Raw genomic sequence first — 13,060 nt, forward strand, 5'->3', positions numbered from 1 at the left:
TGCGGGGGCGTACACGCATATGCGCAGGGCGCTCACCGCAGCGCACGCCCCCTCCCCGCGCGCGCCGCACGCGAGCCCCTCCGACCGCCCTCGCGCCGTACGGCGGCGCCCCGCACGTGCCCCCGGTCCTCCGCGGGGGACAGCGCCTAGACTGGTGTGTCGCTCGCAACACCCCCGGACAGACAGGCAGTCGCCACCCATGAAGCTGGTCTTCGCAGGCACCCCCGAGGTCGCCGTTCCCGCCCTGGACGCCCTGCTCGCCTCGGGCCGGCACGAGGTGGCGGCCGTGGTCACCCGGCCGGACGCGCCGGCGGGGCGCGGGCGGCGGCTCGTCGCCAGTCCGGTCGCGCAGCGGGCCGAGGAGGAGGGCATCGAGATCCTGCGGCCGGCCCACCCGCGCGACGAGGACTTCCTCGCCCGGCTGCGCGAGATCGCCCCCGACTGCTGCCCGGTCGTCGCCTACGGCGCGCTGCTGCCGCAGAAGGCCCTCGACATCCCGGCGCACGGCTGGGTCAACCTGCACTTCTCCCTCCTCCCCGCCTGGCGCGGCGCCGCCCCCGTCCAGCACGCGGTGATGGCGGGCGACGAGGTGACCGGCGCCTCCACCTTCCAGATCGAGCGGGGTCTCGACTCCGGCCCGGTCTACGGCGTGATCACCGAGGAGATCCGCCCCACCGACACCAGCGGCGATCTGCTCACCCGCCTCGCCTTCGCCGGCGCCGGGCTGCTCTCGGCGACCATGGACGGCATCGAGGACGGCGCCCTGAAGGCCGTCCCGCAGCCCGCCGACGGCGTCACCCTGGCCCCGAAGATCGAGGTCGAGGACGCCCACGTCGACTTCGCCGCCCCCGCCCTCCGCGTCGACCGCGTCGTCCGCGGCTGCACCCCCGCCCCCGGCGCCTGGACCCTGTTCCGCGGCGAGCGCCTCAAGCTCATCCAGGTCGCCCCCGTCGCCGACCGCACCGACCTCGCCCCCGGTGAGCTGGCGGTCGGCAAGAACAACGTGTACGCGGGAACCGGGTCGTACGCCGTCGAGCTGCTGTGGGTCCAGCCCCAGGGCAAGAAGCCCATGAAGGCCGCCGACTGGGCCCGCGGCGTCCGCATCTCCCCCGACGAGCGCCTGGGCGCGTGACGCTGCCGCTCCCCGAGGGCTCGTGGTGGAACCGGGAGGTGCGCCGCTTCGACGGCAGCCGGCTCACCCTGGCCGCCGGGTGCGACCTCACGTACCACCACGGGCCGGAAGCGGAGCCGACGGACGTGCTCCACGTCCGGTGCCCGACGGCCTTCACGGACCCCGTCTTCCGGGAGCCCACGGCGGAGGAACGGGCCGTTTTCCCCGGTAGGGGCGCGCGGACGTAGGCTGGGTGGGTTCGACCCCTCATTTCGTCACGCGGAGCACCTTTGAGCGAGCAGGCACGTCGCCGTCCCCCCAAGCCCCACCGCCGGCCCAAGAAGGATCCGGTGCGGATGCTCGCCTTCGAGGTGCTCCGGGCGGTCGACGAGCGGGACGCGTACGCCAACCTCGTGCTGCCCCCGCTGCTGCGCAAGGCGCGCGAGAAGGAGGGCTTCGAGGCGCGGGACGCGGCCCTCGCGACCGAGCTGGTCTACGGGACGCTGCGGCGGCAGGGCACGTACGACGCGATCATCGCGGCCTGTGTCGACCGGCCGCTGCGCGAGGTCGACCCGCCCGTCCTGGACGTGCTGTCGCTCGGCGCGCACCAGCTGCTCGGGACCCGCATCCCGCCGCACGCCGCCGTCTCCGCCACCGTCGAGCTGGCCCGCGCGGTCCTCGGCGAGGGGCGCGCCAAGTTCGTCAACGCCGTGCTGCGGAAGATCACGCGGCAGGACCTGGACGCCTGGCTGGCCGAGGTCGCCCCGCCGTACGAGAAGGACGCCGAGGACCACCTCGCCGTCATGCACTCCCACCCCCGCTGGGTGGTCTCCGCGCTCTGGGACGCGCTCGGCGGCGGCCGGGCCGGCATCGAGGAGCTCCTGGAGGCCGACAACGAGCGGCCCGAGGTCACCCTCGTCGCCCGCCCCGGCCGGGTCACCGTCGAGGAGCTGGCCGAGGCCGCCGAGACCGAGCCGGGCCGCTGGTCCCCGTACGCCCTCCGGCTCTCCGAGGGCGGCGAGCCCGGCGCCATCGAGGCCGTCAGGGACGGCCGGGCCGGCGTCCAGGACGAGGGCAGTCAGCTCGTCGCGATCGCGCTGGCCAACGCGCCGCTCGACGGCCCCGACACCCGCTGGCTCGACGGCTGCGCGGGCCCCGGCGGCAAGGCCGCCCTGCTCGGGGCGCTGGCCGCCGAGCGCGGCGCCGCCCTGCTCGCCTCCGAGAAGCAGCCGCACCGCGCCCGGCTCGTCGAGCGCGCGCTGGCCGGCAACCCCGGCCCGTACCAGGTCATCGCCGCCGACGGCACCCGCCCGCCGTGGCGCGAGGGCGCCTTCGACCGCGTCCTCGTCGACGTGCCCTGCTCCGGGCTCGGCGCCCTGCGCCGCCGCCCCGAGGCCCGCTGGCGCCGCCGCCCCGAGGACCTCGACGGCTTCGCCCCGCTCCAGCGCGGGCTGCTCACCGAGGCGCTCAGGGCCGTCCGCGTCGGCGGAGTCGTCGGCTACGCGACCTGCTCGCCGCACCTCGCCGAGACCCGGGTCGTCGTGGACGACGTCCTGAAGAAGCTCGGGGGCGCCGAGCTGATCGACGCCCGGCCCCTCTTCCCCGGCGTCGAGCCGCTCGGCGACGGTCCCGACGTCCAGCTGTGGCCGCATCTGCACGGTACGGACGCCATGTATCTGGCGTTGATCCGCCGGACGGCCTGACGGTTTCCGCTGGTCCGTACCAGTACGTCCGGTGCCGTGAGGGCCGAGCCTCGGTTCGCGGCAAAGAAGTCCCCAAGAACGTGGCAGGCTTGGCTCATGGCGCAGATCAATCCCAGCATCCTCTCCGCAGACTTCGCCCGCCTCGCGGACGAGGCCAAGGCCGTCGACGGGGCCGACTGGCTGCACGTCGACGTCATGGACAACCACTTCGTGCCCAACCTGACGCTGGGCGTGCCGATCGTCGAGTCGCTCAGCCGGGCGACCGGCACCCCCCTCGACTGTCACCTGATGATCGAGGACCCGGACCGCTGGGCCCCGCAGTACGTGGAGGCCGGCGCCGGCTCGGTCACCTTCCACGTCGAGGCCGCCGCCGCGCCGGTCCGGCTCGCCCGGGAGATCCGCGCCAAGGGCGCCAGGGCCTCCATGGCGCTCAAGCCGGCCACGCCCATCGAGCCCTTCGAGGACCTGCTCCCCGAGCTCGACATGCTGCTCATCATGACCGTCGAGCCCGGCTTCGGCGGCCAGGCCTTCCTCGACATCATGCTGCCCAAGATCCGCCGCACCCGTGAGCTGATCTCCAAGCACGGCCTGGAACTGTGGCTCCAGGTCGACGGCGGCGTCTCCGAGGCGACCATCGAGCGCTGCGCCGAGGCGGGCGCGGACGTCTTCGTGGCCGGCTCGGCGGTCTACGGCGCGGCCGACCCGGCCGCCGCGGTGGCCGGGCTGCGGGCCAAGGCGGAGGCCGCCACGGCCGGTGCCGCCTGGGCATGTGGCCACTGAGCCTCCGGCTGATGAACGCGGTCCGACGGGCCGCCGACAGGACTGATCAAGGCCCGCCGTTTCTGACAGGATGAACAGCGGGTCCAGAGTGTGAACGAACACGGATCGTGGACAGCGGTGCGTGAACAGCAGTGAGGAGATCGCGGTGGCGGGAATGTCGGCGGGACGGTCGGCCCTGCGGATGGGCCCCGCGGAGCTGGTGCAGGCGGCGGCCATGGCGCGCCGCTTCTACCTGGAGGGGAAGTCCAAGATCCAGATCGCCGAGGAGTTCGGCGTGAGCCGCTTCAAGGTGGCCAGGGTCCTGGAGACCGCTCTGGAGCGGGATCTCGTACGCATCGAGATCCGGGTACCGGCCGAGCTGGACGCCGAACGTTCCGACGCGCTGCGCGCCCGTTACGGGCTCCGCCACGCCGTCGTCGTCGAGTCCCCGGCCGAGGACGACGAGTCGCCCGACCCGGAGAACCTCGGCGAGGTCGCCGCCGACCTCCTCGGCGAGCTCGTCACCGAGGGCGACGTCCTCGGCCTGGCCTGGGGCCGCTCGACCATCCACATGGCGGCCGCCCTCGACCGGCTGCCCCCGTGCACGGTCGTCCAGCTCACCGGCGTGTACGACGCCGGGACCGCCGAGCGCGGCTCGGTGGAGGCGGTCCGGCGCGCCGCCCAGGTCTCCGGCGGCGAGGCCCACCCCATCTACGCGCCCATGCTGCTGCCCGACCCGGCCACCGCCGCGGCGCTGCGCAACCAGACCGGCATCGCGCGGGCCTTCGAGTACTTCGACAAGGTCACCGTCGCCTGCGTCTCCATCGGCTCCTGGGAGCCGGGCATCTCGACCGTCCACGACATGCTCACCGAGGAGGAGCGCGCCCACTACGCCACCCTCGGCGTGGCCGCCGAGATGTCCGCGCACCTCTTCGACTCCGAGGGCCGCCGGGTCGGCCGCGACCTCGGCGAGCGGTGCATCACCGTCGAGGCGGACCGGCTGCGCCGGATCCCCGAGGTCGTCGCCATCGCGGGCGGCCAGCGCAAGGCGGCGGCGATCGGCGCGGTGCTCCGCTCCGGCCTCGTCACCAGCCTCGTCACCGACCGCTCGGCCGCCGACTACCTGCTCACCGAGTTCAGCCCGGGCCCGCGCCCGGCCCTCGACCGCAAGGACCCGGACACCGGCACCGAAGCCCGCTGAGCCCGGACGGAGGGCGCCGACCGCGGACAGCCGCGGTCGGCGCCCTCCGCCGTACGCGCGGCCGTCGCCGCGGCGCCTCCCCCGCGCCGCGCGGGGGCGGGCAGAGTCCGGAGCGTCGCCCGGGCCCGCTTCCGGGCCCCCGCACGGGCCCTCCCGGGCTCCGTTCCACGTCCTCCCCGGGCGCGCCCCCGGGCCGGGTCCGGGGGCCGGTGACAGCATCGGGGGATGATCGCTCGTTGCCTCCGGCTGGGGCTCGGCGTCCTGGCCGGGCTGACCCTGCTGCTGACCGGCTGTTCCGCCGGGACCGCCACGCCGGCCGCGACCGCGGCCCCGTCCCGTACCGCCGCGACGGCCGCCCCCGCGCCCTCGGCGGCCACCGCCACGCCCGTCTCGGACCTTCCCACCGTCCGGGAGTCGGAGCTGCCGCCCGAGGCGCGCAGGACCCTCGCGCTGATCCGGGCCGGCGGACCCTTCCCGTACGCCAAGGACGGCAGCGTCTTCTCGAACTTCGAGCGGATCCTGCCGCCGAGGAAGCGCGGCCACTACCACGAGTACACCGTCCGCACCCCCGGCGAACGCGACCGCGGGGCGCGCCGCATCGTCACCGGCGGGGACGGCGAGCGGTACTACACCGACGACCACTACGAGAGCTTCCGGGAGGTGGTCGGCGATGAGGATCGATGACCCCGTCGTCCTCGATCTGCGCGGCGTCACCGACAAGGCGGGCTTCATGGACCGCTGCGCGGACGCGTTCGGCCTGCCGGACTGGTTCGGCCGCAACTGGGACGCGCTGGCCGAGAGCCTCGGTGAACTGCCCCGGCCCGTCGCCGTCGTGGTGACCCACTGGCAGGCGTACGCGCGCCGCGCCCCGCGCGACTGGGACCTCGCCCAGGAGGTCTTCGCGACGGCCGTCGAGGAGTCCGGCGAGCGGCTCTCGGTGCTGGTCGCCCTCGGATCGCCGGGGGGAGCCGAGGAGTGAGGACGTACACCGTGGGGAGTACGGCGTGCGCCGGGGGAGTACGCCGGGATGTCGGCGGACGGGGGACGCGGGAGGGGCGGCCGGATTCCTAGCGTGTGGGGCGTCGGGCGGAAGCGCCGCCCCTCACCGTCCGGAGGCCTCTCGTGCAGACACGCTCCCTGTTCACCCCCTCCTCCGTCGTCGCCGGGGTCGGTGCCGCCGTGGCCGGGATCGCCGCCGCCGACCTGCTGAACCCGGGGTACAGCCCGGTCACCGAGGTGATCAGCCGGTACGTCAACGGCACCGCGGGCTGGCTGGTCACCACGGCCCTGCTGCTGATCGCCGGGGCGTCCGCCCTCCTCCTCGCCCTGCTGCGGCGCGCCGGGGCCCCACGGGGCGGCCGGTGGGCGGTGGGGGTGTGGACCGTCGGGGTCCTGATCGCCGGGGTGTTCCCGGCCGACCCGCCCGGGCGGTGGAGCCGGCCCTCCACCTCGGACCTCGTCCACGGCACCGCCGCCACCCCCGCCTTCCTCGCCCTGCCCGTGGCCGCGCTGGTGCTGCACCGGTGGCTGGCCCGGCGCCGGCCGGGCTCCGCCGGGGTGCTGCGGGCCGTGCTCGTCACCTCGCTCGTCTCGACCGTCGCGCTGCTCGTCTGCCTGGTGGACGTCATGGACGGGCCGTCGCTGGGCACCGCCGCCGTGCCCACCGTGGTCGGGCTCGTCGAGCGGGTCGCCTTCGGCACCGCCCTGCTCTGGGTGGCGCTGGCCGCCGTCGCCGCCGCCCGCCCGGAGGAGCGCGCGTGAGGCGCGAACGGCCCTGGTCCCGGGCGGGCGTTGGGCAGAATGAGCCGGTGAGCGAAGAACGTTTCCGTGGTGAACGCAGTGGTGGGACGGGGGCCGTACGGGTCGCCGCCGCGGCCGTGACGGCGGTCGCCGTGGTCACCGCCGAGGCCCTGGCGGGCGACGGCCCGCTCCTGGTCGGCGCGGTGCCGTACGCCCTCGGCCTGGCCGTACTGGTCCTCGCGGCCGGCCGGTGGCCGCATGCCGCCCTCCTGGCGAGCGTCCAGACCGTCATCGCCTTCCGGGGCGCCGGGATGTCGGACGTGGGCTGGATCTGGCCGGCCTCCGCCGCGTACTTCCTCGTGGCGGCCGGGGACGGTGCCGGAGCCGTACGGGACGAGGCGGGGAAACGGTTCGGCCCGCTGCTGCGGCGGGTGCCGCGCGGGCTTCCCTTCGCCGTGGCCGTCGGGGTCTTCCAGGTCCTCTTCGCGGCGAACTGGGAGCGGTACGTCGCCGGGCTCGGCGGCCGGGAGGTCGTCGCCGAACTCGGCGCGGAGACCCTCTGGCTCGCCCTCGTCCTGGCCGCCGCGACCGCCTGGCGCAACGGCCGCAACTGGCGCCGCGAGGAGGCGGCCGGACGGGAACGCGCCGCCCGGGAGCGGGCGGCGGAGGCCCGGCGGCGGGCCGAGGCGGAGCGGCTCCGGATCGCCCGCGAGCTGCACGACGTGGTCGCGCACACCCTCACCGTCGTCGGGGTGCAGCTGCGGGTGGCCGTCGAGGCCCTCGACGACGAGCCGGCGGAGGCGCGGGCCGCGCTGCGGACGGCGCAGGAGGTCCGCGCGAGCGCCGTCGCCGACCTGCGCGCGCTCATCGGCGTGCTGCGCGACCCCGGCGAGGACCCGGGAGGGATGGAACTCGCCCCGGGGCGGGGACTCGACGGCGTCGCCGACCTGGTGGAGGGCGTACGGGCCGCCGGACTCCGGGCGGCCGTCGAGACCGAGGGCGACCCGGCCGGGGTCCCGGCGCCCGTCGCGCTCGCCGTCTACCGGATCGTCCAGGAGTCGCTGACCAACGCGGTACGGCACTCCGGCGGCACCCGCGTCGACGTCCGGCTGCGGTACGGCCCCGAGGCCGTCCGCGTCGAGATCGCCGACGACGGCACGGGCATCGGCGTCGGGGCAGGGGCAGGGGCAGGGGCAGGGGCAGGGGCAGGCGAAGGGGGTGCGGACGGAGGCGGTCACGGGGTCGCCGGGATGCGGGAGCGGGTCTCCGTCCTCGGCGGCGAGTTCGCCTTCGGACCGGGCGAGCACGGCGGACACACCGTCCGGGCCGTGATTCCTGTGCCAAGCTGACGATCATGACGATCTCGGTACTGCTCGCCGACGACCAGGCCCTCGTCCGGGCCGGATTCCGCAGCCTGCTCCGGCGGACCCGCGACATCGAGGTGGTCGGCGAGGCGGCCACCGGCGACGAGGCGCTGCGCGCCGTCCGGGAGCTGCGCCCCGACGTCGTCCTGATGGACATCCGCATGCCGGGGACGGACGGGCTGACCGCCACCGAGACCCTCACCAGGGACCCGGAACTCGCCGGCACCCGGGTCATCGTGCTGACGACCTTCGAGACCGACGAGTACGTCTTCGCGGCGCTGCGCGCGGGCGCCGGCGGCTTCCTCACCAAGGAGATCGAACCGGACGACCTGCGCCAGGCGATCCGGGCGGTCGCCGCGGGCGACGCCCTGCTCTCGCCGAGCGCGACCCGCCGGGTCGTCGCGGAGTTCGCCCACCGGGCGCCCGCCGCCACCGTCGCCGCCGAGCGGCTCACCGCGCTCACCGCCCGCGAGCGCGAGGTGGTCGCCCTGGTCGCGGCCGGGCTCTCCAACGAGCGGATCGCCGAACGGCTGGTGATCTCACCGCTGACGGCCAAGACCCACGTCACCCGGGCGATCACCAAGCTCGGCGTGCGCGACCGCGTCCAGCTCGTCGTCCTCGCGTACGAGACGGGGCTGATCCGCCCCGGCCACACCGCGGAAAGCGACGGATGACCGAAAGCATTCGGGTGATCCTCCGAAAGGACGGTCGTGAGGCTCGGAGGATTCGCCCGGGGCTGGTATCCGTACCGGCGTGGGACAATGAACTACGTGCTTTTTCCCCTGGCTGAAATGCCTAGGGGCCGATCCGAACGACTGGGATGTCAGCACGTGCGTTTCCTCAATGACGTCAAGCCGCCGTACGACCTCACGTACGACGATGTGTTCATGGTGCCGAGCCGGTCGGCCGTCGGCTCCCGACAGGCCGTGGACCTCTCCGCGCCGGACGGCACCGGCACGACGATCCCGCTGGTCGTCGCCAACATGACCGCGATCGCCGGCCGTCGCATGGCCGAGACGGTCGCCCGCCGGGGCGGCATCGTCGTCATCCCCCAGGACATCCCGATCGAGGTCGTCACCGAGGTCGTCTCCTGGGTGAAGGGCCGCCACCTGGTCCTCGACACGCCCATCGTCCTGGAGCCGCACCAGACCGTCGCCGACGCCCTCGCGCTGCTGCCCAAGCGGGCGCACGAGGCCGGTGTCGTCGTCGACGAGCACCGCCGCCCGGTCGGCGTCGTCACCGACGCGGACCTCACCGGCGTCGACCGCTTCACCCAGCTCTCCGAGGTCATGTCCAAGGACCTCCTGCTGCTCGACGCGGACATCGACCCCCGCGAGGCCTTCAACACCCTCGACGGCGCCAACCGCCGCTACGCCCCCGCCGTCGACGCGGACGGCAAGCTGGCCGGCATCCTCACCCGCAAGGGCGCCCTGCGCGCCACCCTGTACACCCCGGCCGTCGACAAGGACGGCAAGCTGCGCATCGCCGCGGCCGTCGGCATCAACGGCGACGTGGCCGGCAAGGCCAAGCAGCTGCTCGACGCGGGTGTCGACACGCTCGTCATCGACACCGCCCACGGGCACCAGGAGTCGATGATCTCCGCGATCAAGACCGTGCGGGCGCTCGACCCGCAGGTCCCGATCGTCGCGGGCAACATCGTCTCCGCCGAGGGCGTCAAGGACCTCATCGAGGCCGGCGCGGACATCATCAAGGTCGGCGTGGGCCCCGGTGCCATGTGCACCACCCGCATGATGACCGGTGTCGGCCGCCCGCAGTTCTCGGCCGTCCTGGAGTGTGCCGCCGAGGCGAAGAAGTACGGCAAGCACGTCTGGGCCGACGGTGGCGTGCGGCACCCGCGCGACGTCGCCATGGCGCTCGCCGCGGGCGCGTCCAACGTGATGGTCGGCTCCTGGTTCGCGGGGACGTACGAGTCCCCCGGCGACCTCCAGCACGACGCGCAGGGCCGCGCCTACAAGGAGTCCTTCGGCATGGCGTCCGCGCGGGCCGTGCGGAACCGGACGTCCGAGGAGTCGGCGTACGACCGTGCTCGCAAGGCGCTGTTCGAGGAGGGCATCTCGACGTCGCGGATGTTCCTCGACCCGACCCGTCCGGGCGTCGAGGACCTGATCGACTCGATCATCGCGGGTGTGCGGTCGTCGTGCACGTACGCGGGCGCGAGCACGCTGGCCGAGTTCGAGGAGAAGGCCGTCGTCGGCATCCAGTCCGCCGCCGGCTACGCCGAGGGCAAGCCCCTCCACGCCAGCTGGAGCTGAGCCCCGCCGCGGCTTTCCGCGCCTGGACCCGCACCCTCCGTACGGCTTCGTACGGGTGCGGGTCCAGGCGTATGCGCTCCTAGCGGAACGTAGGCCCACAACGAAACCGGAGGGTCTTCGTCACCGCCTCCGCCAGGCGGTGGTGGCCCGTGTCGTTGGGGTGGAGGCCGTCCGCCAGGTGTTCGGGGCGGAGGAGCGGGCGGCCCGGCAGGACGAGGAGGCGGTCGTCGCCCTCCGCCGCCAGCTCGCGGCCCGCTCGTTCCATCGCCCGGCGCAGCTCCGTGAGCGTCGCGCCCAGCGCGTTGCGGGTGTGCTCCGCGGCCGGGCGCAGCACGGGGGAGACCAGGAGGAGCGGGGTGCGGGGGTGGCCCCGCCGCACCAGCCGCACGAAGGAGCGCACCGTCGCGTGCAGCCACTCCGGCGTCGCCGGCACCCGGTCCCAGCAGTTGGTGCCGAACGCCAGGGTGATCAGGTCGCCCGGGAGCCGGGAGAGCTGCTCCGCCAGCGCGAGTTCGCCGCGCGCCCCGCCCGCGTACCCGAGGTTCACCGGGTCGAGTCCGAGCGCGCGCCCCGCCGCCGCGGGCCAGGCGTGGGCCGGCCGGGTGGACCACCAGCCCTCGGTGATGGAGTCGCCGTGGACCAGCCACCGGGGCCGCGCGGGCGCCGGTGAGAGCGCCCCGCCGACGGCCCGCACGCCGCGCACGACCGGCGCCTGACCCTCCGGCAGGTGGACGGTGAACTCCCCGCCGCCCGGCGGGAGTCGGAGTCGTACCGTGGTCTCCTCCGCCGGCTCCGCGAAGACCTCCCGTACACACCGTCCGCCCTGCCAGAGCGCGAACGCGTGCCGCAGCGCGCGCAGTTCGTCACCGGCCGGCGGGACGTCCGCCCGGTAGCGGAGCTCGACCGCCGAAGTGCCGGGCTCCGCGCGGAATTCCACCCGTACCCCGATCGGCAGCGCGGCCCGCTCCGCGATGTCCCAGGGCAGCCGTTCCAGGTCGTCGGGGTCGGCGCGGACCGCCCGGTCGCCGTCGCGCCAGGCCGTGCCGCGCAGAAAGGGTTCGGGCTCCAGCCAGCTCACTCGGCACCTCCGATCGGCCCGGTGCAGGGTGGGCCACGGGCGGCGAGGAGTCAAGGCACGTGCTCCGGATCCGTCCTGTCCCCGGATGTGTCGATTCATGCGGGGGCGCGCAATGTTTCCCCGTCCGGGCCGGAAGTGCGCAATGATCATCCGCCACTGCGCAACAACACTGCATTACGGATGCGAAGCGGAGCGCTAGGCTCATCCCTCGTACCAGGAGTGGCGGGGACCGCCTGCTCGGCGGACTTCCTGCCCCCGTGGGCTGCTTCGGCATGCCCGCGGAACCGGCACGCGGCCGCCGCGATCCCCGTCGTACCGACAGGCAGCGATAAGGAGCCTCCGCAGTGCTGGATCACGGCGCAGCCCCACCGGTCGAGTCCACGACCGTCCCCAAGACCCCCTTCCTGACCGCCCTCGTCCGCCGCAAGCCGGTGGAACGCCTGGTCGCCGAGGGTGGGCAGGGCGAGGGCGGCAGTCTCCGCCGCTCGCTCTCCATGTGGCAGCTGACCATGATCAGCATCGGTGCCACGCTCGGCACGGGCATCTTCGTCGTCCTCGGCGAGGCGGTCCCCGAGGCCGGTCCCGCCGTGACGCTCGCCTTCGTCTTCGCCGGTCTCACCGCGCTCTTCTCGGCCCTCTCGTACGCCGAGCTGGCCGGCACCATCCCGGTCGCGGGATCCTCCTACTCGTATGCGTACGCAACGATGGGTGAGCTGGTCGCCTGGGTCTGCGGCTGGTGCCTGATGCTGGAGTACGGCGTCTCGGTCGCCGCCGTGGCCGTCGGCTGGGGCGACTACCTGAACGAGCTGCTCGACGGCACGATCGGCGTCACCCTCCCCGCCACGCTGAGCGCTCCGCCCGGCGAGGGCGGCGTCTTCAACCTGCCGGCGCTGATAGTCGTCGTCCTCGCGATGCTGTTCCTGATGGGCGGCGCCAAGGAGTCGGCCCGCGCGAACACGATCATGGTCGCGGTGAAGATCGCCGCCCTGGTCCTCTTCTGCGCCGTCGGCTTCATGGGCTTCAAGTCCGGCAACTACTCCGACTTCATGCCGCTCGGCCTGAGCAGCGTCGGCGCCGCCGGGGCCATCCTCTTCTTCTCCTACATCGGCTTCGACGCCGCCTCCACGGCCGGCGAGGAGGCGAAGAACCCCAAGCGCGACCTGCCCCGGGCGATCATGCTCTCGCTGGTCATCGTCACCGCGCTGTACGTCCTCGTCGCGGCCGTCGCCGTCGGCGCCTGGGACTGGAAGAAGTTCGAGGGCACCGAGGCGACCCTCGCCGCGATCATGAACGACGTCACCGGCCAGAGCTTCTGGGGCACCCTGCTCGCCGCCGGCGCCGTGATCTCCATCGCCAGCGTGGTCCTCACCGTCCTCTACGGCCAGACCCGCATCCTCTTCGCGATGTCCCGCGACGGCCTCGTCCCGAAGGTCTTCGGCAAGGTCGACGCCAAGACCGGCACCCCGCGCACCAACACCCTCATCGTCTCGCTGCTCTGCGGCGTCCTCGCGGCCGTCGTCCCGCTCGGCGAGCTGGTCAACGCCACCAGCATCGGCACGCTCTTCGCCTTCGCCCTGGTCAACGTCGCCGTCGTGGTGCTCCGCTTCACCCGCCCCGACATGGAGCGCTCCTTCAAGGTGCCCTTCGGTCCGGTCTTCGCCGTCCTCGGCTTCCTCTGCTGCGGCTACAGCATGTACAGCCTCGACCTGATCACCTGGGTGTACTTCGGTGCCTGGATGGCCGCGGGACTCGTGTTCTACTTCCTGTACGGCATGCGCCGCTCCCGACTGGTCACCGAGCCCGTGACCACCGACGCAGAGAAGTGATCCAC

At 74.1% G+C, this 13,060-nt stretch carries 13 protein-coding genes; 12 read left to right on the forward strand and 1 reads right to left on the reverse strand.

Annotated features, from left to right (window positions below):
• Positions 1–199: 199 nt before the first annotated feature.
• The 11 genes from fmt (at position 200) to ABZ621_RS14145 (ending at position 10,151) form a co-directional block, all read left to right on the forward strand.
• A complete protein-coding gene (fmt, locus tag ABZ621_RS14095) occupies positions 200–1,132 on the forward strand; it encodes a methionyl-tRNA formyltransferase (protein WP_360604056.1) in 933 nt (310 codons plus the stop codon).
• Positions 1,129–1,359 carry a hypothetical protein gene (locus ABZ621_RS14100; protein WP_360604058.1) on the forward strand — a complete coding sequence of 77 codons (231 nt, stop codon included), beginning with the start codon at positions 1,129–1,131 and terminating at the stop codon, positions 1,357–1,359. The genes fmt and ABZ621_RS14100 overlap by 4 nt, the downstream gene beginning before the upstream one ends.
• Positions 1,360–1,401: 42 nt before the next feature.
• Positions 1,402–2,814, forward strand: coding sequence for a transcription antitermination factor NusB (locus tag ABZ621_RS14105; RefSeq protein ID WP_360604060.1), 1,413 nt, complete (start codon positions 1,402–1,404; stop codon positions 2,812–2,814).
• A gap of 96 nt (positions 2,815–2,910) precedes the next feature.
• Entirely contained in the window at positions 2,911–3,594 is a 684-nt protein-coding gene (gene rpe, locus ABZ621_RS14110; RefSeq protein WP_360604062.1) for a ribulose-phosphate 3-epimerase, read from the forward strand.
• Positions 3,595–3,715: 121 nt separating this feature from the next.
• Positions 3,716–4,774: a sugar-binding domain-containing protein gene (locus ABZ621_RS14115; RefSeq protein WP_360604064.1), complete on the forward strand. Its 1,059-nt coding sequence runs from the start codon at positions 3,716–3,718 to the stop codon at positions 4,772–4,774.
• Positions 4,775–4,999: 225 nt separating this feature from the next.
• Positions 5,000–5,458, forward strand: coding sequence for a ribonuclease domain-containing protein (locus tag ABZ621_RS14120; protein WP_360604066.1), 459 nt, complete (start codon positions 5,000–5,002; stop codon positions 5,456–5,458).
• Entirely contained in the window at positions 5,445–5,753 is a 309-nt protein-coding gene (locus tag ABZ621_RS14125) for a barstar family protein (RefSeq protein ID WP_360604068.1), read from the forward strand. The genes ABZ621_RS14120 and ABZ621_RS14125 overlap by 14 nt, the downstream gene beginning before the upstream one ends.
• A gap of 143 nt (positions 5,754–5,896) precedes the next feature.
• Positions 5,897–6,535 (forward strand): DUF998 domain-containing protein, encoded by a 639-nt coding sequence (locus ABZ621_RS14130; protein ID WP_360604070.1) that lies wholly within the window; start codon positions 5,897–5,899, stop codon positions 6,533–6,535.
• A gap of 47 nt (positions 6,536–6,582) precedes the next feature.
• Positions 6,583–7,863, forward strand: a complete 1,281-nt coding sequence (locus ABZ621_RS14135) for a histidine kinase (protein WP_360604072.1) — start codon at positions 6,583–6,585, stop codon at positions 7,861–7,863.
• Positions 7,864–7,868: 5 nt separating this feature from the next.
• Complete coding sequence (locus ABZ621_RS14140) at positions 7,869–8,552, forward strand: response regulator transcription factor (protein ID WP_360604074.1); 684 nt, start codon at positions 7,869–7,871, stop codon at positions 8,550–8,552.
• A 156-nt stretch (positions 8,553–8,708) separates the two neighbouring features.
• A complete protein-coding gene (locus ABZ621_RS14145) occupies positions 8,709–10,151 on the forward strand; it encodes a GuaB1 family IMP dehydrogenase-related protein (protein WP_360604076.1) in 1,443 nt (480 codons plus the stop codon).
• A 79-nt stretch (positions 10,152–10,230) separates the two neighbouring features.
• Here ABZ621_RS14145 and ABZ621_RS14150 read toward each other — a convergent pair whose 3' ends face one another.
• On the reverse strand, positions 10,231–11,229 hold the full coding sequence (locus ABZ621_RS14150; RefSeq protein WP_360604078.1) for a GDSL-type esterase/lipase family protein: 999 nt from the start codon (positions 11,227–11,229) through the stop codon (positions 10,231–10,233).
• A gap of 344 nt (positions 11,230–11,573) precedes the next feature.
• Between ABZ621_RS14150 and ABZ621_RS14155 the strand changes: the two genes are divergently transcribed.
• On the forward strand, positions 11,574–13,055 hold the full coding sequence (locus tag ABZ621_RS14155) for an amino acid permease (protein ID WP_360604080.1): 1,482 nt from the start codon (positions 11,574–11,576) through the stop codon (positions 13,053–13,055).
• Positions 13,056–13,060 lie beyond the last annotated feature (5 nt).

This window comes from Streptomyces sp. NPDC007863 (assembly GCF_040633895.1).
Classification (GTDB): domain Bacteria; phylum Actinomycetota; class Actinomycetes; order Streptomycetales; family Streptomycetaceae; genus Streptomyces.